A 19,158-nucleotide genomic window follows, 5' to 3' on the forward strand; every position below is an offset into this window, starting at 1 on the left:
CGGTGGCGCTGCCATGCCGGGCGACGGCAGCGGGCGGAAGATCGTCACTGCTCGAACCTGCAAGAACTTGCGGGCCACTGCGCAAGAACCACTCAGTGAGCTACAGTGCCGCCATGCGCGCTCGACTGTCCGACATCGCCCAGCAGGCCGAAGTCAGCGAGGCCACGGTGTCGCGGGTGCTCAACGACCGCCCCGGGGTGGCCCCCGAGACCCGGCAGGCCGTCCTGACCGCCCTCGACGTCCTCGGCTACGAGCGCCCGGCCCGGCTGCGCAAGCGCAGCGCCGGCCTGGTCGGCCTGGTCGTCCCGGAGCTCGACAACCCGATCTTCCCGGCCTTCGCGCAGATCATCGAGTCCGCGCTCGCCCCCACCGGCTACACCCCGGTGCTGTGCACGCAGACCCCCGGCGGCGTCCGCGAGGACGAGTACGTGGAGATGCTGCTGGACCGCCAGGTCTCCGGCATCATCTTCGTCTCCGGCCTGCACGCCGACACCGCCGCCGACCACGACCGGTACCGCGCGCTGACCGCCCGGCCGCTGCCGGTCGTCATGATCAACGGGTACGCCTCGGGCATCCAGGCGCCCTTCGTCTCCTGCGACGACCGGGAGGCCGCCGAGCTGGCCGTCGCACACCTGGCCGCCCTGGGGCACCGGCGGATCGGCCTGATCACCGGCCCGGACCGGTTCGTCCCCGTGCAGCGCAAGGTCACCGGCTACAAGGCCGCGATGAAACGCCTCGACGTGTCCGACGCCGAGCTGGCCGAGCTGACCGAGCTCTCCCTCTTCGGGGTGGAGGGCGGCGAGGCCGCCGCCGCGCGGCTGCTCGACCGCGGCGTCACCGGCATCGTCTGCGGCTCCGATCTGATGGCGCTCGGCGCGATCCGGGCCGCCCGGCAGCGGGGCCTGTCCGTTCCGGACGACCTGTCCGTCGTCGGGTACGACGACTCCCCGCTGATGGCGTTCACCGACCCCCCGCTGACCACCATGCGCCAGCCGGTGGCCGCGATGGCGGTGGCCGCCGTGCGGGCCATGGTCGACGAGATCAACGGGCACGCCGCACCCCACTCGGAGTACCTGTTCCGTCCCGAGCTGGTGGTCCGCGGCTCGACCGCCGTGGCCCGGACGGCCTCCGCCGACGGCCCCAGGCGGCAACGCCCGGCGCCGTCCGCCCTCGCCGTCTCGGCCTGACCTGTCATCCCCCGGCCGGACCGTTCTGCACGGTCCGGCCGTCGCCGTGCCGTCGGCTCGCCGCCGGCCCATGGTTCGGCGTGATCGCCGTCATCTCTTGCGCAAGGAATGCTTGACTCTTGCAGTCGGGGAGCGGCACCCTTGACGGACGTCCGCGCTCCCATGCCCCCGCGCGGACCCCGCCGTCCCGCGCCACAGAACGGGGAACTCCTCGATGACCCCCAGCAACCCCACGCCGCTGGCCTCCGACGACGACTGGTGGCGCTCCGCGGTCGTCTACCAGGTCTACGTCCGCAGCTTCGCCGACTCCGACGGCGACGGCATCGGCGACCTGCAGGGCATCCGGCAGCGCCTGCCGTACCTGCGCGACCTCGGGGTGGACGCGCTCTGGCTGACGCCCTTCTACACCTCGCCGATGGTCGACGGCGGGTACGACGTCGCCGACTACCGGGACGTCGACCCGATGTTCGGCACCCTCACCGACTTCGACGAGATGATCGCCGACGCCCACACGCTGGGCCTGCGGATCATCGTCGACCTGGTTCCGAACCACACCTCCAGCCAGCACGTCTGGTTCCAGGCCGCGCTGGCCGCCGGTCCCGGCTCCCCGGAACGCGAGCGCTACCTGTTCGCCGAGGGCAGGGGCGAGCACGGCGAGCTGCCCCCGAACGACTGGGAGAGCATCTTCGGCGGCCCCGCCTGGACGCGGGTCGCGGACGGCCAGTGGTACCTGCACCTGTTCGACCCGGCCCAGCCCGACCTGAACTGGCGCCACCCGGAGGTCCGCGCCGAGTTCGAGGACGTGCTCCGGTTCTGGCTGGACCGCGGGGTCGACGGCTTCCGGATCGACGTCGCCCACGGGATGATCAAGGCCGAAGGGCTGCCGGACGTCGGGTTCAGCAGCATGACCACCGGCCAGCGTCAGGTCGAACTGCTCGGCAAGGGCCGCCTGCCGTACTTCGACCAGGACGAGGTCCACGACATCTACCGCGCCTGGCGCCCGATCCTGGACAGCTACCCCGGCGGCCGGATGGCGGTCGCGGAGGCCTGGGCCGAGACGCCGCAGCGGCTGGCCCGCTACATCGGCCCGGACGAGCTGCACCAGGCGTTCAGCTTCGACTTCCTCGACGCCACCTGGTCGGCCGACTCGTTCCGCAAGGTGGTCGACACGGCGCTGGCCGAGTCGACCATCGTCGGCGCTCCGACCACCTGGGTCCTGTCCAACCATGACAAGCAGCGGCACGTCACCCGCTACGGCGACGGCCCCGAGGGGCTGCGCCGCGCCCGCGCGGCGACGCTGCTGATGCTGGCGCTGCCCGGCTGCGCGTACGTCTACCAGGGCGAGGAGCTGGGCCTGCCGGAGGTGCTCGACCTGCCGGACGAGCTGCGCCAGGACCCCGCGTTCCTGCGGACCGGCGAGAGCCGGGACGGCTGCCGGGTGCCGATCCCGTGGAGCGGCGAGCTGGCCCCGTACGGCTTCGGGCCGGAGGGCTGCGAGCTGAGCTGGCTGCCGGCCCCCGCCACCTGGCGGGAGCTGTCGGTCGCCGCCCAGGCCGGCGTACCCGGCTCGACGCTGGAGCTGTACCGCGCGGCGCTGCGGATCCGCCGGACGCACCCGGCGCTGTCCGCCTCGGCGTCCGGGATCACCTGGCTGGAGACCGAGCCGGGCGTGCTCGCCTTCAGCCGCACCGCCGGCGACACCGTGCTGACCTGTGTGGTCAACATCAGCGGCGCGCCGGCCGTGATCGACGGGTACGGCGACCCGCTCGTCGCCAGCGAGACGCTCACCCGTCAGGGCTCCGCCCACGTGCTCCCGGTCGACGCCGCCGCCTGGTTCGAACGGCGCTGAGCGGGTAAGCCCACATCGACCTGGTCGTCCGTCGTGCTCCGCGCCGCCGGGCGACTGGGCAACCGACCCCTTGTGGTGGGGGGTGAGGTGGCGCCGGCGCCTCGGGATCTCGGTCCCGGGGCGCCGGTGTCCATCCACCGTCCCTGGTCAGCCGCCGGCGCCGGGGAGCCGGGCCGCGATGCGGCCGAAGCCGGCCCGCAGCTCGGCCTCGGTCGGCGGCACCGCCGGACCGGTACGCCGGTCCCGCTCGGCCGCCGCCTCCAGTTCCTCGTCGATCGTGTCCTCGTAGTCGCCGTACAGGTCGGCGCTGTCGACCTGCGCCGCCTCGTCCTCGGCGGCGATCTGGGCGGCGGCGATCTCGCTGCGGATCTCGTCGACCGAAACCGCCGGCAGCAGCGGCTCGACCACCGCCATCAGCTGCTCCTCCGAGACGACCGCCTCGGCGAGGGTCAACGCGTGCGCCCGCTCGTACGGGCCGCAGACCACCGGCTCCCACTCGTCGGCGTCCCCCAGCGGGCCGAAGGTGATGATCCACGGCAGGTCGAACATCGGCGAGTCGTCCGGCAGGTCGAGTGTCACGAGAGCGCCCACCCGCCCATCATCGTCCCCGCAGAGGGCGCGACGTGCCCGGTTCGCCGGCATCATCGCTTGTTCGGGTGTCGCATGATCGACCCCGGTGCCGCCGGCAGCGCGCGGCCCCCGTCGCTCGCGCACCGCCAGGCCGCCGGCGGCGGAACCGATCACCCTCGTCCGGACCAGCGGCCGGGCGGGCGGTCGGTCACGCGGACGCCTCGCCGGAGGCGAGCGGCGCCCAGCGGGCGGCCCAGACCCGCTCCAGGCGGGCGGCCTCGGCGTCGTCGATGCCGAAGGCGCTCACCGTGAGGTTGACCGTGCCCGGCTCCGGATCGTCCAACGGCCGCTCGGCGGTCGCCGCCAGCAGCCGCCCGTCCGGGTCGACCACGATCCGCTGCCGCGGGCTGTGGAACCACTCGTCGGTCGAGCCGGCCGTGCCCAGCGCCGCCAGCAGCTCCCGGCCGGTCCCGGTGCCGCTCAGGAACACCGTCCGGCGCACACCCTCCGGCCGGCGTTCGAGCAGGAAGCGCAGCTGGGCGAAGAACGTGCGCCAGCCCTCCGCGATCGCCTGCTGCTCGGCGGCCGCAGCGGCGTCGGCCGGGGCCGGCAGCGCCGCGCTCAGCCGCGTCCCGTCGCCGTCGGAGTCGAGCCGCAGCTCGGAGCCGTCGGACATGGCGATCCGGTCCGGCGGCGCCGGTTCCGCGTGGTCGACGAAGATGAACCGGATCTCCTCGTCGAGCCCGTCGTACTCCCAGCCGAACCACTGCCGGATCTCCGCCGGCACGGTCAGCGCCGACCAGACCCGCTCCGGTGGTGCCTGCACGCTCGTCTCGACCACGGTGCCGTCCGAGTCGGTCATCGATGCCCTCCTGCCTCGTCAGCCGGTGCGCGCCTCGACCGCGGCCCGGACCAGGGCGAGCGCCGTCTCCGGCGCCACACCCAGCCGGGCCGCCTCCGCCGCGTACTCGCCCGCGGCCCGCTGCAACCGGTCCGTCGCATCATCGCGGCCGGGTGCGACAACCGTGCCGTGCCGGCCCCGGGTCTTTACCAACCCGGCCGCCTCCAGCTCCCGGTACGCCCGGGCCACCGTGTTGACGGCCAGGCCGAGGTCCGCGGCGAGCTGGCGTACCGGCGGCAGCCGCGTGCCGACCGGCAGCCGGCCGTCCCCCACCTGCTCCGCGATCCGCGCCCGCACCTGCTCGTACGGCGGCACCGACGAGCGCGGGTCGATCAGGATCCGCACGTGTGCCTCCCTTCCCCCGTTCAGCCGGCCCCACCCGGGGTGCCCGGCTCGATCTCCTCGTCCACGTCCACGTCCACCGGCGCCGGCCCCTCCGCCAGGTCCACCACCCGCCCCCGCCGGCTGGTCGCGGCCAGGGCCGCCCCGAAGAGCACGAGCTGGTTGAGCAGGTACAGGTAGAGGAGCAGGCCCACCGCGCCGGCCACGACCGTGTACGCCGGGTTCCGCTCGGCCCGCACCACGTAGTAGCGCCCCACGGTGTTGAGCAGCGTGATGCCGACCGCCACCAGCAGCACCACCGGGCGCAGCCGGACCCGGCTGATCCGCAGCCGCGGCACCGCCACCAGCAGCAGGGTGGCGAGCACCATGTTCACCAGGACGCTGAGCACCGCGCTGACGGTGGTCAGGCCGAGCGAGCCGGTGCTGCGCAGCAGGAAACGCAGGAGGGCCTCCAGCGCGTCGACGGCGGCCACCGAGACGCCGAGCAGCACGAAGACGATCAGCAGCACGCCCAGGTCGACCAGCCGGCGGACGACCAGGTTGCCCGGTTGCTGGTTGAGGCCGTACATGAGCCGCTGCGACGAGCGGATCGCCTCCACCCAGCCGATGCCGGTGAACGCGAGGATCACCAGGCCGACCACCCCGACCGTACCGCTGTCCTCGGCGATCTGCACCGGGTCGAGGAACGGCAGGTTCTCCCGCAGGAAATCGGCCGCCGCCGCGCTGACCTCGTCGTTGTCCTCGAGGATCGCGCCGAAGACGGAGTACGCGACCAGGGCGAGCGCGAACACCGCGAAGAAGCCGTAGTAGGCGATCGCGGCGGCCAGCCGGCCGCCGAGCAGGTCGTTGTAGAGCACGCCGGCCCGCCACACGTGGTCGAAGGTGCCGGAGCGACGGCGGACGGCGTCGATGCGCGCACCGATGGTCGCCTCGATGCGCCCGAACACGTTCACACCGTCATCCTCGCCGATCTCCGGCCCGTGCGGGGTGATCCGAACGCCGCCGTGTCAGCCGCCGAGCCGGAAGTCCCGGCGCGGCTGCCACCGCGCCTGCCCGCTGTGCGAGAAGAGGGTGAACGCCTCCACCTCGAACATCGCCGAGAAGTCGGCCAGATCCTCGTACACCTTGTCCAGCGCCTCCGGCGCGACGTCCTGCGCGACCGTGACGTGCGGGTGGTACGGGAAGCGGGTCTCGCGGTGCAGCTCCGGCGCGGCGCGGATCGCGGCGGCGAGCAGCTCGCACTCGCTGATCCCGGCGGCCACCGCCACGAACACCACCTGGGTGACCGGCCGGAACGTGCCGGTGCCCCGCAGGTGCAGCGTGAACGGAAGGTGGGCGGCGGCGACCGCGTCCAGGTGCCGCTCGACGGCCGGGAGCGTGACGATCGGGATCTCGGTCGGCCCGAGCAGCGTCACGTGCGCCGGTACGGCCTGCGGGTCACCCGCCTCCACCCGGCGCCGGGTGAGCACGCCGCCCCACGGCTCGGGGATATCCACGGCGATGCCGATCTGGATGGCGTCGCCGGACGCCGGCACGTCCCGTTGATCCACGCTCCGCGCCACCCCTCCGGCCACCGACTCCAGACCCACCCGTACCGTCGCGCGGCGACGCTACTCGCCGCGCACCGGCGGGAAGAAGCCCACCCGCTCGTACGCGGCCCGCAGCGTCGGCGCCGCCGCGGCCCGCGCCTTCTCCGCTCCGGTGGCGAGCAGCTTGTCCAGCTGGGCGGGGTCGTCCAGGTAGGCCCGGGTGCGTTCCTGGACCGGGCCGACGAACTCGCGGACGACCTCGCCGAGGTCCTTCTTGAGGTCGCCGTAGCCCTTGCCGGCGTACGCGGCGACCAGGTCGTCGATGCTCCGGCCGGAGAGCGCGGCGTAGATGGTGAGGAGATTGGAGATGCCCGGCTTGGTGTCGGCGTCGAAGACGATCTCCCGGCCGGTGTCGGTGACGGCCGAGCGGATCTTCTTGGCCGACCGGGCCGGGTCCTCCAGGAGGTTGACGATGCCGGCCGGCGACGAGGACGACTTCGACATCTTGGCAGTCGGGTCCTGCAGGTCGGTGATCTTCGCGGTGTCCCTGACGATGTGCGGTGCGGGCACCGTGAAGGTCGGTCCGAACAGCGTGTTGAATCGCTGCGCCAGGTCGCGGGAGAGCTCCAGGTGCTGCCGCTGGTCCTCGCCGACCGGCACGGCGTGCGCCTGGTAGAGAAGGATGTCGGCGGCCTGGAGGATCGGGTACGTGAACAGGCCGACACTGGCCCGCTCGTTGCCCTGCTTCTGCGCCTTGTCCTTGAACTGGGTCATCCGGCTCGCCTCGCCGAACCCGGTGATGCACCCCAGCACCCACGCCAGCTGGGCGTGCTCGGGCACCTGGGACTGCACGAAGAGCGTGCAGCGCTCCGGGTCCAGGCCGACCGCGAGCAACTGCGCGGCCGCCATCCGGGACCGCTGCGGCAACTCCTTCGGGTCGTGCCCGGCGGTGATCGCGTGCAGGTCCACCACGCAGTAGAACGCGTCGTGGGTCTCCTGCAACGCCACCCAGTGCCGTACCGCGCCCAGGTAGTTGCCGAGGTGGAACGAGTCGGCCGTCGGCTGGATGCCGGAGAAGACACGCGGGCGGGCGGGTACGTCGGACATGCCGGCAATTCTGTCAGCAACACCCGGCGTCCGTCATGACGGGCCGGCGGGTCGCGCGTGCCCGGCCGGCGTGGGGGCGGTGACGGCGCGCCGGGGCTCGGGCAGGCGCGCGACGGAGACGGCGACCCGGGCGACGCGGCGCCCGTCGAGCGCGAGCACCCGCAACGACCAGCCGGCACCCGGCTGGTCGTTGGTGGGCCCGCCGCCGGCCGGCTCGGCGGTCACCGGCACCTCGTCGCCGACCACCGGCAACCGGCCCAGCGCCGCCATCACGAACCCGCCGACCGTCTCGTACGGGCCGGTCGGCAGGGTCACCCCGGTGCGTTCGGCGAAGTCGGCGAGGTTCAGCCGGCCGTCCACCATCGCGGGTAGCCCGTAGGTCGTGGGCTCGGGCGGGGTGTCGTACTCGTCGTGGAGCTCACCGACCAGTTCCTCGATCAGGTCCTCGCAGGTGACGATGCCGGCGGTGCCGCCGTACTCGTCGACCACCACCGCGAGGTGGTGCCCCTCGCGGCGCATCTCGGTCAGGGCCGGGAGCACGCGCTTGCTGCCGGGCAGCCGTTTGACCTCCCGGGTCAGCTCGCCGACGGTGGTGCACGGGTCCTGGTCCGGCCGCAGCAGCACGTCGCGCAGGTGCACGAAGCCGACCACGTCGTCGTGGGTGCCGTCGACCACCGGGTAGCGGGTGTGGGTCTCGAGCCGCACCAGCCGTTCCGCCTCGGCGATGGTGAGCGCGGCGGAGAGGAAGACCACCTCGGTGCGCGGCATCATCACCTCGCGGACCAGGCTCGCGCCGGCCACCAGCACCTCGTCGATGATCCGCCGCTCCACCGGGTCCAGCACGGTGGCCGCGGCGACCAGGTCGCGCAGCTCGTCCTCGCTGATCCGTTCCCGACCGGACGCGGGGCTGGCCCCGAGCAGGTCGGTGACCAGCCGGGTCGCGCCCGTGGCGACGCGGACCACGACGCGGGCGACCGCCCGGGCGACGGGCCCGGGTTCGCGGCGGGGCCGCCCCCGCGCTCGACGCCGGAGCCCGGGACCGCCCGCTTCCCGCATGAGAAGGATGGTAGACACCGGGGCCGCGGGAAACGGCCTATGTTCGACTCTGTTCAATCATGAAAGATTATGATGGAATGGCGGAGAGCCCGGGGTGCAGCACGCCCACCGCCGGCAGCCGTAGGGTGATCACCGAACGGCCACCGGCACGGCGGCCAGGCAGGAGGAGACCGACGTGAAACTGCTCGTCACCGGCGGCGCCGGCTTCATCGGCAGCGTGGTGACCCGGATGCTGCTCGACGCCGGCCACGAGGTCGTCGTCCTGGACGACCTCCGGACGGGCCACCGCGTGGCGCTCGCGCCCGAGGCCACGCACGTCGACGTCGCGCTCCACGACGTGGCCCGGGTGCTGACCCCCGACGCGGGCTTCGACGGGGTGCTGCACTTCGCCGCCCTGATCGCCGCCGGTGAGTCGATGGCCAAACCCGAGCTGTACTGGCACAACAACGTCATCGGCTCGCTCGCCCTGATCGACGCGGTGCGCACCGCCGGGGTGCCGAAGCTGGTCTTCTCCTCCACCGCCGCCGTCTACGGCAACCCGACCGAGCTGCCGATCCCGGAGACCGCGGTCACCGCGCCCACCAACACGTACGGGGCCACCAAGCTCACCGTCGACATGGCGCTCACCTCCGAGGCGGCCGGGCACGGCCTCGCCGCCGTCTCGCTGCGCTACTTCAACGTCGCCGGCGCGCACCTCGACGGCGACGTGGCCCTCGGCGAGCGGCACGACCCGGAGACCCACCTCATCCCCATCGCCCTCGACGTGGCCGCCGGCCGGCGGGAGAAGCTCCAGCTCTTCGGCGACGACTACCCCACCGTCGACGGCACCTGCGTCCGCGACTACATCCACGTCGCCGACCTGGCCCGCGCTCACCTGCTGGCGCTCGACAGGGCGGTCCCCGGCCAGCACCGCATCTACAACCTGGGCAACGGCAACGGCTTCACCAACCGCCAGGTGGTCGAGGTGGTCCGTGAGGTCACCGGTCACCCGGTCCCGGTCGAGGTCGCGCCGCGCCGCGAGGGCGACCCCGCCGAGCTGGTCGCCGCCTCCGACCTGGCCCGGGCGGAGCTGGGCTGGGTGCCGGCCAAGCCGACGCTGCACGACATGGTCCACGACGCCTGGGCGTTCTACCACACCCACGTCCTGGAGGGGGCGTGACCGGCCGGTCCGTCTCGGAAGCCGACGCCGACGCCGGCACGGCCGGCACGACCACCGGCGTCACCGCCGACGTCGCGGCCCGTGCCACCGCCGGCTTCCGGTCCCGGTACGCCGCCGAGCCGGCGGGCCGCTGGGCGGCTCCCGGCCGGGTCAACCTGATCGGCGAGCACACCGACTACAACGACGGCTACGTGCTCCCCTTCGCGCTGCCGCTGCGTACCGTGGTCGCCGCCGCGGCGCGGGAGGACCAGGGCTGGACGGTCTGGTCGGAGCTCGCCGACCACCCGGTGGAGTTCGGGCCCGAGGCGGTCGACGAGCCGGGCCGGGTGACCGGCTGGGCCGCGTACGTGGCGGGGGTGGTGTGGGCGCTACGCGACGCCGGGTACGCCGTGCCCGGCGCCCGCCTGGCGATCGCCTCCGACGTGCCGCTCGGCTCCGGGCTCTCCTCCTCGGCGGCCCTGGAGGCCGCCGTGCTGGCGGCCCTCGTCGACCTGGGCGGTCTCGACCTGCCCGCCGAGAAGCAGCCCCGGCTCGCGCAGCGGGCCGAGAACCACTACGTCGGCGCACCGACCGGAATCATGGACCAGTCGGCCGCGATCCGCTGCCGGGCCGGGCACGCGCTGTTCCTCGACTGCCGCGACGAGTCGGTCGAGCACATCCCGTTCGACCTCGACGAGGCCGGCCTGGCCGTGCTCGTCGTCGACAGCCGGGCGCCGCACCGGCACGCCGACGGGGAGTACGCGTCCCGCCGGCGCTCGTGCGAACGGGCCGCCGCGGCGCTCGGGGTGCCCGCCCTGCGCGACGTGAGCGTCGCCGACCTCGACGCCGCACTCGACCGGCTGCCCGACGACGAGACCCGCCGCCGGGTACGCCACGTCGTCACCGAGGACCAGCGGGTGCTCGACACGGTCGCGTTGCTGCGCGCCGGTCGGGTCCGCGAGATCGGGCCGCTGCTCACCGCCTCGCACGCCTCCATGCGGGACGACTTCGAGATCACCGTCCCGGAGATCGACACCGCGGTGGAGACCGCCCTCGCCGCCGGGGCGCTGGGCGCCCGGATGACGGGCGGCGGCTTCGGCGGCTGCGTCCTCGCCCTGGTCGACGCCGATCGCGCCGTCGCCGTCGCGGACGCCGTCCGGGGCGCGTACGCCGAGCGCGCCTTCACCGCCCCCCACACGGCAACCGTCCTCCCCACCGCCGGCGCCACCCGCCTGGGGTGAAAGGAAGGGCCCCTTCTTAACGCCTCAGGTGGAGGAGGGGTCCCTTCTTGACATCCGCCTCAGCCCGCCTCGACGATCATGCCGGCGCCGACCGTCCGGTTCGTCGTCTCGTCGATGATCACGAAGCCGCCGGTGGTGCGGTTGCGGCGGTACTCGTCGGCGAGCAGCGGCACCGTCGTCCGCAGCCGGACCCGACCGATCTCGTTGAGCTTCAACTCCCCCGCCGACTCGTCGCGGTGCAGCGAGTTGATGTCCAGCCGGTAGTGCAGGCCCCGGACGATCGCCCGCGCCGAGCGGGTCGTGTGCTTGATCGCGTACCTGCCGCCGACCTGGAGCGGGCGGGTCTCGTCCATCCAGCAGACCATCGCCTCGATGTCCTGGGCGACGGCCGGGGCGTTGTTCGGCCGGCAGATCATGTCGCCCCGGGAGATGTCGATCTCGTCGGTCAGGCGTACGGTCACCGACATCGGCGGGAACGCCTCCGCGACCGGCCCGTCAGCGGTCTCCACCGCGGCGATCCGGCTGGTGAAGCCCGACGGCAGCACCATCACCTCGTCGCCCGGCTTGAGCACGCCCGAGGCGACCTGGCCGGCGTACCCCCGGTAATCCGTGACGGTGGTCGACTGCGGGCGGATCACGTACTGCACCGGGAAGCGCACGTCGACCAGGTTGCGGTCGCTGGCGATGTGCACCCGCTCCAGGTGGTGCAGCAACGACGGCCCGTCGTACCAGGGCATGTTCTCCGAGCGGGAGACGATGTTGTCGCCCTTCAGGGCGGAGATCGGCACCACGGTCAGGTCGGGCACCTCGAGCTTCGCGGCGAACGCGGTGAACTCGTCGGCGATCCGCTCGAACACGTCCTGCGACCAGTGCACCAGGTCCATCTTGTTGACGCAGAGGACCAGGTGCGGCACCCGCAGCAGCGAGCAGAGGAACGCGTGTCGGCGGGACTGCTCGACCAGACCCTTGCGGGCGTCGACCAGGATCAGCGCCAGGTCGGCCGTGGACGCCCCGGTGACCATGTTCCGCGTGTACTGGATGTGCCCGGGGGTGTCGGCGATGATGAACTTCCGCCGCGGGGTGGCGAAGTAGCGGTACGCCACGTCGATGGTGATGCCCTGCTCCCGCTCCGCCCGCAGGCCGTCGGTGAGCAACGCGAGGTTCGTGTACTCGTCGCCCCGGGCCGCGCTGACCGCCTCGACCGCGGCGAGCTGGTCGGTGAAGAGCGACTTGGTGTCGTACAGCAGCCGGCCGATCAGGGTCGACTTGCCGTCGTCCACGCTGCCGGCGGTGGCGAACCGCAGCAGGTCCATCGGGCGGGCGGACGCGTCGGACCCGGCCGGCGCGATCGTCTCGGTGGTCATCAGAAGTAGCCCTCCCGCTTGCGGTCCTCCATCGCGGCCTCACTGACCCGGTCGTCACCGCGGGTCGCGCCACGCTCGGTGATCCGGGTGGCCGCCACCTCCTCGATGACCTTCTCCACCGTGTCGGCGTCCGAGCGGACCGCCGCCGTGCAGGACGCGTCGCCCACCGTCCGGTAGCGCACCCGCGCCTTGAACCGCTCCTCCCCCGCCCGGGGGCGGAAGAACTCGTTGACCGCGTACAGCATCCCGTCGCGTTCGATCACCTCGCGCTCGTGCGCGTAGTAGATCGACGGCAGCTCGATCCGCTCCCGGGCGATGTAGTGCCACACGTCCAGCTCGGTCCAGTTGGACAGCGGGAACACCCGGATCGACTCGCCCGGGTGGTGCCGGCCGTTGTAGAGCGCCCACAGCTCCGGGCGCTGGTTCTTCGGGTCCCACTGGCCGAACTCGTCGCGGAAGCTGAACACCCGCTCCTTGGCCCGGGCCTTCTCCTCGTCCCGGCGGGCCCCGCCGAAGAGCGCGTCGAAGCGGTGCTTCTCGACCGCGTCCAGCAGCACCGGGGTCTGGATCCGGTTGCGCATCCCGTCGGCGGACTCCCGCACCAGGCCGCTGGCCAGTGCCTCCGGCACGCTCGCCACGACGAGTTGCAGGCCCAACTCCTCGACCCGCCGGTCCCGGTACTCCAGCACCTCGGGGAAGTTGTGCCCGGTGTCGACGTGCATGACCGGGAAGGGGATGTTGGCCGGGGCGAACGCCTTCTGCGCCAGCCGCAGCATGACGATCGAATCCTTGCCGCCGGAGAAGAGCAGCACCGGGCGCTCCATCTCGGCGACCACCTCGCGCATCACGAAGATGCTCTCGGCCTCCAGCGCGTCGAGGTGGGAAACCTGGTACGCGGCCGTGGTGGTCATGACACCGACTCGATTCGCACGCTCATTTCCAGACCTTTCCGGTCGGACATGGGAAGAACAGGCGCTCAGGCTACCCGGAATGCCGCTGCAACGCTGCAAGCAACCGACTGGCGAGATCCTTACGGCAGACCAGCAGGTCCGGCAGCCGCGGGTCGGCCTCGTTGTATTTCAGCGCAGATCCGTCGATCCGGGAAGCGTGCAGTCCGGTGGCCGTCGCCACAGCCACCGGCGCCGCCGAGTCCCACTCGTACTGGCCGCCCGCGTGGATGTACGCGTCCACCTCACCGGTGACCACCGCCGCGATCTTCGCGCCCGCCGATCCCATCGGCACCAGGTGCGCGCCGACCTCCTCGGCCAGGTCGGTCAGGAACACCGGCGGCCGGCTCCGGCTCGCCGCCAGCCGGATCGTCCGCGCGCCACCCGCGGTGGCCGCCTCCAGCGTCATCGGCGGGTACGCCGGTGGGTAGTCCGTCCCCAGCACCCGATGCTGCGCCGGCAGCCCGACCGCGCCCGCCACGAGCCCGTGCGGGGCGGGCGCGTTCCGCGCCCAGAGCGCCACGTGCACCGCCCAGTCCGAGCGCCCCTCCTCGGCGAACTCGCGGGTGCCGTCCAGCGGATCGATGATCCACACCCGGTCGGCCGTCAGCCGGGACACCGCCCCCTCGCTGACCTCCGCCGCCCACGCCAGCCGCGACCCCTCGTCCTCCTCCGAAAGGACCGCGTCACCGGGCCGCCACTTCGCCAGCTCCGTACGGATCAGGTCGTGCGAGACCTTGTCCCCGGCCGACTTCAACGCGCCCGCGTCGGCGAACCCCATCTCGGCCCGCAGACCGAGCAGCGCCTGCCCGGCCCGGCCGGCCAGCCACCGGGCGAACGCCCCGTCGATCATCGGAGGACTGCCCATCACCCTGCTCCCGTCGCCGCACCCACGATCCGCGTCACCCGAGCGAACCCCGCCAGCCGCCGCGCCACGCCCCAAAGGGCGCAGACTACCCGCCCCGACCCGCACGCCGGCCCCGCGCCGCACGAAAGCCTCGGGGCTATCCGCCGTGGTACAGGTTCTGCGTGGGCTCCACACCCCGGACGATGACCGACTCCACCACGTCCGCGGCCCGGTCCACCAGGAAATCCAGCTCCTTGCGCTCGACCGCGCCGAAATCCGACAGGACGAAGTCCGCCGGATCCTGCCGCCCCGGCGGCCGGCCGATCCCGAACCGCACCCGGACGTACTCCTTCGTGCCCAGCGACTTCGTCAGCGACCGCAGGCCGTTGTGCCCGCCCTCGCCACCGCCGCACTTCACCCGCACCTGGCCGTACGCGATGTCCAGCTCGTCGTGGACGGCGATCACCTGCGCCGGCGGCACCTTGTAGAACTGCGCCAGGCTCGCCACCGGCCCGCCCGACAGGTTCATGTACGTCAACGGCTTGACCAGCACGAGCCGCGGGCCGCCGAACCCCAGCCGCCCCTCGGCGACCTCCGCCACCGCCCGCTTGTGCCGCCCGAACTTCGCCCCCACCCGCCCCGCGAGCAGGTCGGCCGCCATGAAACCGACGTTGTGCCGGTTGCCGGCGTACTCCCGACCCGGGTTTCCCAGGCCGACCACCAGCCACGGCCCCGTCTCGTCCGTCACCGCCCGTTCCTTCCCGCTCTCGTCCGGCGGACCACCGCCGCTCCTCGCCGCCCCGATACGCCGACAGGCGCCCCCGAGGAACGGGGACGCCTGTCGCTGCGCAGCGGACCGATCAGGCCTCGGTCTTCGCCTCGGCGTTCTCCTCGCCCTCGGCGGCCGGAGCGCCGCCCTCGGCGCCCTCGGAGGACTCGGTCTCCTCGCCGACCTCGGCCTCGGCCTCCTCGGCGGCCTCCTCGACCTCGGGCAGCGTGGCCTCGAGCTGCTCGGCGGTCGGGGCGGCGGTCACCGCGGCGACCGGCAGCTCCGGGTCGGCGGCCAGCTCGACGCCGGCCGGCAGCTCGACGTCGGACGCGGTCACCTGGGTGCCCGCCTCCAGGCCCTCGATGGACGCCTCGAGGTGGTCCGGCACCTTGGTGGCGTCGGCGGTCACCGAGAGGGTGTCGTGGTCGTGCACGATCAGGGTGTCCTTCGCGGCCTCGCCGACCAGCTGGACCGGGACCTCGACGGTGACCTTCTCGCCACGGCGGACGAGCAGCAGGTCGACGTGCTCAAAGGTGTCCTTGATCGGGTCACGCTGGATCGCCTTCGGCAGCGCCAGCACCTGGGTGCCGTCACTCACCTCGATCGCGAAGAGCTGGTTCGCACCGCCCTTGCGGATCGCGGCCGCGAACTCACGCGCCGGAAGCGCGATGTGCTTGGGCTTCTCGCCGTGGCCGTACAGCACGGCGGGCACCTTGCCGGCCCGGCGGGTACGACGGGCACCACCCTTGCCGAACTCGGTACGGGGCTCGGCGCTGATCTTTACCTCGGACACGGGGAAACTCCTGATGCTTCGCTGCTGCGCTTGTCGTCTGGCGGTGCTGGGCGAGGGGCTCGCTGGGGCTCATGCGTCATGAACGACTGCCCGGAGCACCGCGTCGATGACGGCGCTCCGTGCGGTACTGAGTCAGCGGCCCGCAGGGCACCCTCGCCGTGGCAACCGCACCAGTCTACCCGAGCGGATTCCGCCCTCTCCGGCAGTCCCCTCGTCAGCGTTCCCGCCGCCGCGAACGACGGCGGGGAAAGCGCCGTGGTTCAGCTCAAACCACCGAAAAGGGTGGTCACCGAGCCGTCGTCGAACACCTCACGGATCGCCCGCGCCAGCAGCGGCGCGATCGACAGGACGGTGAGCTTGTCGAGCTGCTTCTCCGGCGGCAGCGGCAGCGTGTTGGTCACCACGACCTCGCTGATCGGGCTGTTCTTCAACCGCTCGGTCGCCGGGTCCGACAGCAGCGCGTGGGTGGACGCCACGATGATCTCCGCCGCGCCCGACTCCTGGAGGATGTCGGCCGCCTTCGTGATCGTGCCACCGGTGTCGATCATGTCGTCGACGATCAGGCAGACCCGACCCTCGACCTCGCCGACCACCCGGTTCGCCACCACCTGGTTCGGCTTGGAGGGATCCCGGGTCTTGTGGATGAACGCCAGCGGGCAGCCACCCAGCCGGTCGGTCCACCGCTCGGCCACCCGTACCCGGCCCGAATCCGGCGCCACCACCGTCATCGGCCGACCCGCGTACCGGCGCTCCACGTACTCCGCCAGCACGTCCATCGCGAACAGGTGGTCCACCGGCCCGTCGAAGAAGCCCTGGATCTGGGCGGTGTGCAGGTCGACGGTCAGGATCCGGTTCGCGCCCGCCGTCTTCAGCAGGTCCGCGATGAGCCGGGCCGAGATCGGCTCCCGGCCCCGGTGCTTCTTGTCCTGCCGCGAGTACGGGTAGAACGGCAGGACCACGGTGATCCGCTTGGCCGAACCGCGCTTCAGCGCGTCGACCATGATCAGGGTCTCCATGACCCACGTGTTGACCCCGTGCGTCACGGACTGCACCACGAAGGCGTCCGAACCGCGCACCGAGTCCTTGTAGCGTACGAAGATCTCACCGTTGGCGAAGTCGTACGCGTCGGCCGGCGTCGGCGCGACGCCGAGCACCTCACCGATCTCCTTCGCCAACTCCGGAAAGCCCCGCCCGGAGAAGAGCATCAGGCTCTTGCGGTTTTCGGCGACGATGCTGCCCATGGCCCGTCTGCTCCCGTAGGTCGGTGGTGCCCGGCGCGGTGGATGGTGGGCCGGGGACTAGTCGGTTGCAGTATCTCCCGCGCCGGACGCCCCGCCCACCGGCTCGGCATCCCCGTGGATTGCCTCACCTTCACTTGCCGGCAAACCGGGCGCCACCGCACCCTCACCGCCGCGCCGGGCGCGCTCGGCGGCCTCCGCGGCCGCCGTCCCGGCCCGCCGCTTGAGCACCCAGCCCTCGATGTTGCGCTGCCGCGCCCGGGCCACACCCATCGCACCGGCGGGCACGTCGTCGATGATCACCGAACCGGCCGCCGTGTACGCGCCGTCGCCCACCACGACCGGCGCGACGAACATGTTGTCCGCACCGGTACGGGCGTGACTGCCGATGACCGTGCGGTGCTTGCGCACACCGTCGTAGTTCACGAAGACGGTCGCCGCGCCGATGTTGCTCTGCTCGCCGATCGAGGCGTCCCCGACGTACGTCAGGTGCGGCACCTTCGACCCGGCGCCGATCTCCGAGTTCTTCACCTCGACGAACGTGCCGACCTTGGCCTTCTCCGCCAGCCGCGCCGCCGGCCGCAGGTACGCGTACGGGCCGACACTGGCCCGCGGGCCGACCTCCGCCCCCACCGCGTGGCTACGCACCACCGTCGCGCCCTGCCCGACCACCGTGTCCACCAGCGTGACGTCCGGCCCGACCACCGCACCGGAGCCGACCACCGTCGTGCCCTGCAGCTGCGTGTTCTGGTCGATCACCGCGTCCCGGTCCAGCGCCACGGTCACGTCGATCCACGTGGTCTCCGGATCGAGCAGGCTGACCCCGCTGCGCATCCAGGCCTCGTTCACCCGGTCGCGCAGCAGCCGCCGCAGCGCGGCCAGCTCGACCCGGTCGTTGCAGCCCAGCGTCTCCACGTGATCCGCCGCCAGGTGGACGGCCACCGGCTCACCGGCCGACCGCAGCAGGCCGAAGACGTCGGTCAGGTACTCCTCGCCCTGGTCGTTGTCCGTGGAGAGCTTGCCGAGCGCTTCCCGCAGCCGCACCACGTCGAACGCGTAGATGCCCGCGTTGATCTCCCGGATCTCCCGCTGGGCGGGCGTGGCGTCCCGCTGCTCCACGATCTGCTGGAGCCGCCCGTCGGCGTCACGCACGATCCGGCCGAGCCCCGTCGGGTCGGGCACCTCCGCGGCGAGCACCGTCGCCGCGGCGCCCTCCCGCTCGTGCGCCTCGACGAGCGCGCCGACCGTCTCCGGGCGCAGCAGCGGCACGTCGCCGTTGATCACCACCACGGTGCCGGCGGCGTTCGGAACGGCGTCCAGCGCGATCCGGACGGCGTGCCCGGTGCCGAGCTGCTCGGCCTGGAGCACCGGTGTGGCCTGCGGGGCGATCTCGGCCAGGTGCGCGCGGACCTGGTCGGCGCCGTGGCCCACCACGACCACCGTGCGGTCCGCGGCGAGTGGTGCGGCCGCGCTCAGCACGTGGCCGACGAGCGTACGGCCGAGCAGCGGGTGCAGCACCTTCGGCAGCGCGGACTTCATCCGCTTTCCCTCACCGGCGGCGAGCACGACGACGGTGCGGAGGTGGGGCTGCTGGGACACGACGTGGGCTCCCGTCGGGACGGCGACAGTCTCGCGGCCATGCTAACCACAGATCATCTGGGCAGGAGAGAAGCTCCCGGGAGAGGATTCGAACCCCTACAATCAGGACCAAAACCTGACGTCCTGCCATTAGACGACCCGGGACGGTCTAAAACGGGCAAAGAGCAACCCCGTTCGGTGCTGCCTCACACCTTACCGGTCGTGCAGCGGATCCTCATCGGTCATTCCCTTCATGATCCCCTCGATCTTCCAGTACAGGTGCCGCGACTGCGGGACCTCGACGCTCAGACAGCCCCGATAGCTCTCGCCCGTGTTCCGCCGGACGGTGGCCGGGCGGTGACGCTTGAGCGACGTGGGCTGGAAGCAGTCCGGTGGGACGCCCACCACGTCCGCCCACCAGACGACCGCCGCCCCGGCGTCCGCACTCTCGTGGATGCTCACCCGGTACCGCAGCGTCTCGCGACGGACGCCCATCTCCTCTAGGAAGCGCAGGAACAGCGCTATCAACATCGGGTCGCTGTTCACGAAGCGGACCCGGCAGTCGTGGGGCCGCCACGGTTTTCGCCTTGGTCCCCTCGGCCCAGTAGATGGCCGCGCCCACCAGGACCAGCTCGCGATGCCGCAGCCTCTTGACCCACGCGGCCGCCCTGGCCACCGTCTCGGCACGAGCCGCGTCCCGCG

General features: G+C 72.5%; 19 protein-coding genes and 1 tRNA gene. 4 read left to right on the forward strand and 16 right to left on the reverse strand.

Translation table 11 applies throughout. The features are described from left to right. Window positions 1-113: 113 nt before the first annotated feature. Together AB0873_RS24000 and AB0873_RS24005 are read left to right on the forward strand one after the other, a co-directional pair. Window positions 114-1,187, forward strand: coding sequence for a LacI family DNA-binding transcriptional regulator (locus AB0873_RS24000; RefSeq protein ID WP_366602277.1), 1,074 nt, complete (start codon window positions 114-116; stop codon window positions 1,185-1,187). Window positions 1,188-1,401: 214 nt separating this feature from the next. Next, complete coding sequence (locus tag AB0873_RS24005) at window positions 1,402-3,036, forward strand: glycoside hydrolase family 13 protein (protein ID WP_366602278.1); 1,635 nt, start codon at window positions 1,402-1,404, stop codon at window positions 3,034-3,036. A 147-nt stretch (window positions 3,037-3,183) separates the two neighbouring features. Here AB0873_RS24005 and AB0873_RS24010 read toward each other — a convergent pair whose 3' ends face one another. The 7 genes from AB0873_RS24010 to AB0873_RS24040 all read right to left on the reverse strand — a co-directional run bounded on the left by AB0873_RS24010 (window position 3,184) and on the right by AB0873_RS24040 (window position 8,541). Beyond that, window positions 3,184-3,627, reverse strand: a complete 444-nt coding sequence (locus AB0873_RS24010; RefSeq protein WP_155328959.1) for a hypothetical protein — start codon at window positions 3,625-3,627, stop codon at window positions 3,184-3,186. A 187-nt stretch (window positions 3,628-3,814) separates the two neighbouring features. Then, window positions 3,815-4,468 carry an SRPBCC domain-containing protein gene (locus AB0873_RS24015; protein WP_366602279.1) on the reverse strand — a complete coding sequence of 218 codons (654 nt, stop codon included), beginning with the start codon at window positions 4,466-4,468 and terminating at the stop codon, window positions 3,815-3,817. A gap of 18 nt (window positions 4,469-4,486) precedes the next feature. Further along, complete coding sequence (locus AB0873_RS24020; protein ID WP_366602281.1) at window positions 4,487-4,852, reverse strand: GntR family transcriptional regulator; 366 nt, start codon at window positions 4,850-4,852, stop codon at window positions 4,487-4,489. A 20-nt stretch (window positions 4,853-4,872) separates the two neighbouring features. Continuing rightward, a complete protein-coding gene (locus tag AB0873_RS24025; protein ID WP_366602283.1) occupies window positions 4,873-5,802 on the reverse strand; it encodes a YhjD/YihY/BrkB family envelope integrity protein in 930 nt (309 codons plus the stop codon). Between the two features lie 54 nt (window positions 5,803-5,856). Next, a complete protein-coding gene (locus AB0873_RS24030) occupies window positions 5,857-6,432 on the reverse strand; it encodes a 2'-5' RNA ligase family protein (RefSeq protein ID WP_366602313.1) in 576 nt (191 codons plus the stop codon). A gap of 27 nt (window positions 6,433-6,459) precedes the next feature. Then, the gene (gene trpS / locus AB0873_RS24035; RefSeq protein ID WP_366602285.1) at window positions 6,460-7,485 is read right to left on the reverse strand and encodes a tryptophan--tRNA ligase; all 1,026 of its coding nucleotides are present in this window, start codon (window positions 7,483-7,485) and stop codon (window positions 6,460-6,462) included. A gap of 33 nt (window positions 7,486-7,518) precedes the next feature. Further along, window positions 7,519-8,541 carry a hemolysin family protein gene (locus AB0873_RS24040; protein ID WP_366602286.1) on the reverse strand — a complete coding sequence of 341 codons (1,023 nt, stop codon included), beginning with the start codon at window positions 8,539-8,541 and terminating at the stop codon, window positions 7,519-7,521. A 175-nt stretch (window positions 8,542-8,716) separates the two neighbouring features. Between AB0873_RS24040 and galE the strand changes: the two genes are divergently transcribed. Together galE and galK are read left to right on the forward strand one after the other, a co-directional pair. After that, window positions 8,717-9,700, forward strand: a complete 984-nt coding sequence (gene galE / locus AB0873_RS24045) for a UDP-glucose 4-epimerase GalE (RefSeq protein WP_366602288.1) — start codon at window positions 8,717-8,719, stop codon at window positions 9,698-9,700. Continuing rightward, a complete protein-coding gene (galK, locus tag AB0873_RS24050) occupies window positions 9,697-10,920 on the forward strand; it encodes a galactokinase (RefSeq protein ID WP_366602290.1) in 1,224 nt (407 codons plus the stop codon). Before galE ends, galK begins: the two co-directional genes overlap by 4 nt. Before the next feature lie 59 nt (window positions 10,921-10,979). Here galK and AB0873_RS24055 read toward each other — a convergent pair whose 3' ends face one another. The 9 genes from AB0873_RS24055 to AB0873_RS24095 form a co-directional block, all read right to left on the reverse strand. After that, window positions 10,980-12,284, reverse strand: coding sequence for a GTP-binding protein (locus AB0873_RS24055; protein WP_366602292.1), 1,305 nt, complete (start codon window positions 12,282-12,284; stop codon window positions 10,980-10,982). After that, window positions 12,284-13,195, reverse strand: a complete 912-nt coding sequence (gene cysD, locus AB0873_RS24060) for a sulfate adenylyltransferase subunit CysD (RefSeq protein ID WP_366602294.1) — start codon at window positions 13,193-13,195, stop codon at window positions 12,284-12,286. Before cysD ends, AB0873_RS24055 begins: the two co-directional genes overlap by 1 nt. A 70-nt stretch (window positions 13,196-13,265) precedes the next feature. Beyond that, window positions 13,266-14,099, reverse strand: coding sequence for an inositol monophosphatase family protein (locus tag AB0873_RS24065; RefSeq protein WP_155328970.1), 834 nt, complete (start codon window positions 14,097-14,099; stop codon window positions 13,266-13,268). Window positions 14,100-14,235: 136 nt separating this feature from the next. Then, on the reverse strand, window positions 14,236-14,826 hold the full coding sequence (gene pth / locus AB0873_RS24070; protein WP_366602296.1) for an aminoacyl-tRNA hydrolase: 591 nt from the start codon (window positions 14,824-14,826) through the stop codon (window positions 14,236-14,238). Between the two features lie 112 nt (window positions 14,827-14,938). Next, complete coding sequence (locus AB0873_RS24075; RefSeq protein WP_155328972.1) at window positions 14,939-15,640, reverse strand: 50S ribosomal protein L25/general stress protein Ctc; 702 nt, start codon at window positions 15,638-15,640, stop codon at window positions 14,939-14,941. A 260-nt stretch (window positions 15,641-15,900) separates the two neighbouring features. Beyond that, window positions 15,901-16,881: a ribose-phosphate diphosphokinase gene (locus AB0873_RS24080; protein WP_155328973.1), complete on the reverse strand. Its 981-nt coding sequence runs from the start codon at window positions 16,879-16,881 to the stop codon at window positions 15,901-15,903. Between the two features lie 57 nt (window positions 16,882-16,938). Next, window positions 16,939-18,477, reverse strand: coding sequence for a bifunctional UDP-N-acetylglucosamine diphosphorylase/glucosamine-1-phosphate N-acetyltransferase GlmU (glmU, locus tag AB0873_RS24085; protein WP_366602299.1), 1,539 nt, complete (start codon window positions 18,475-18,477; stop codon window positions 16,939-16,941). Between the two features lie 73 nt (window positions 18,478-18,550). Beyond that, window positions 18,551-18,621 (reverse strand) — tRNA-Gln (locus AB0873_RS24090). Between the two features lie 48 nt (window positions 18,622-18,669). Beyond that, window positions 18,670-19,002, reverse strand: a complete 333-nt coding sequence (locus tag AB0873_RS24095; protein WP_366602301.1) for a hypothetical protein — start codon at window positions 19,000-19,002, stop codon at window positions 18,670-18,672. Window positions 19,003-19,158: the final 156 nt, after the last annotated feature.

The organism is Micromonospora sp. NPDC047707 (genome assembly GCF_040704235.1).
Classification (GTDB): domain Bacteria; phylum Actinomycetota; class Actinomycetes; order Mycobacteriales; family Micromonosporaceae; genus Micromonospora.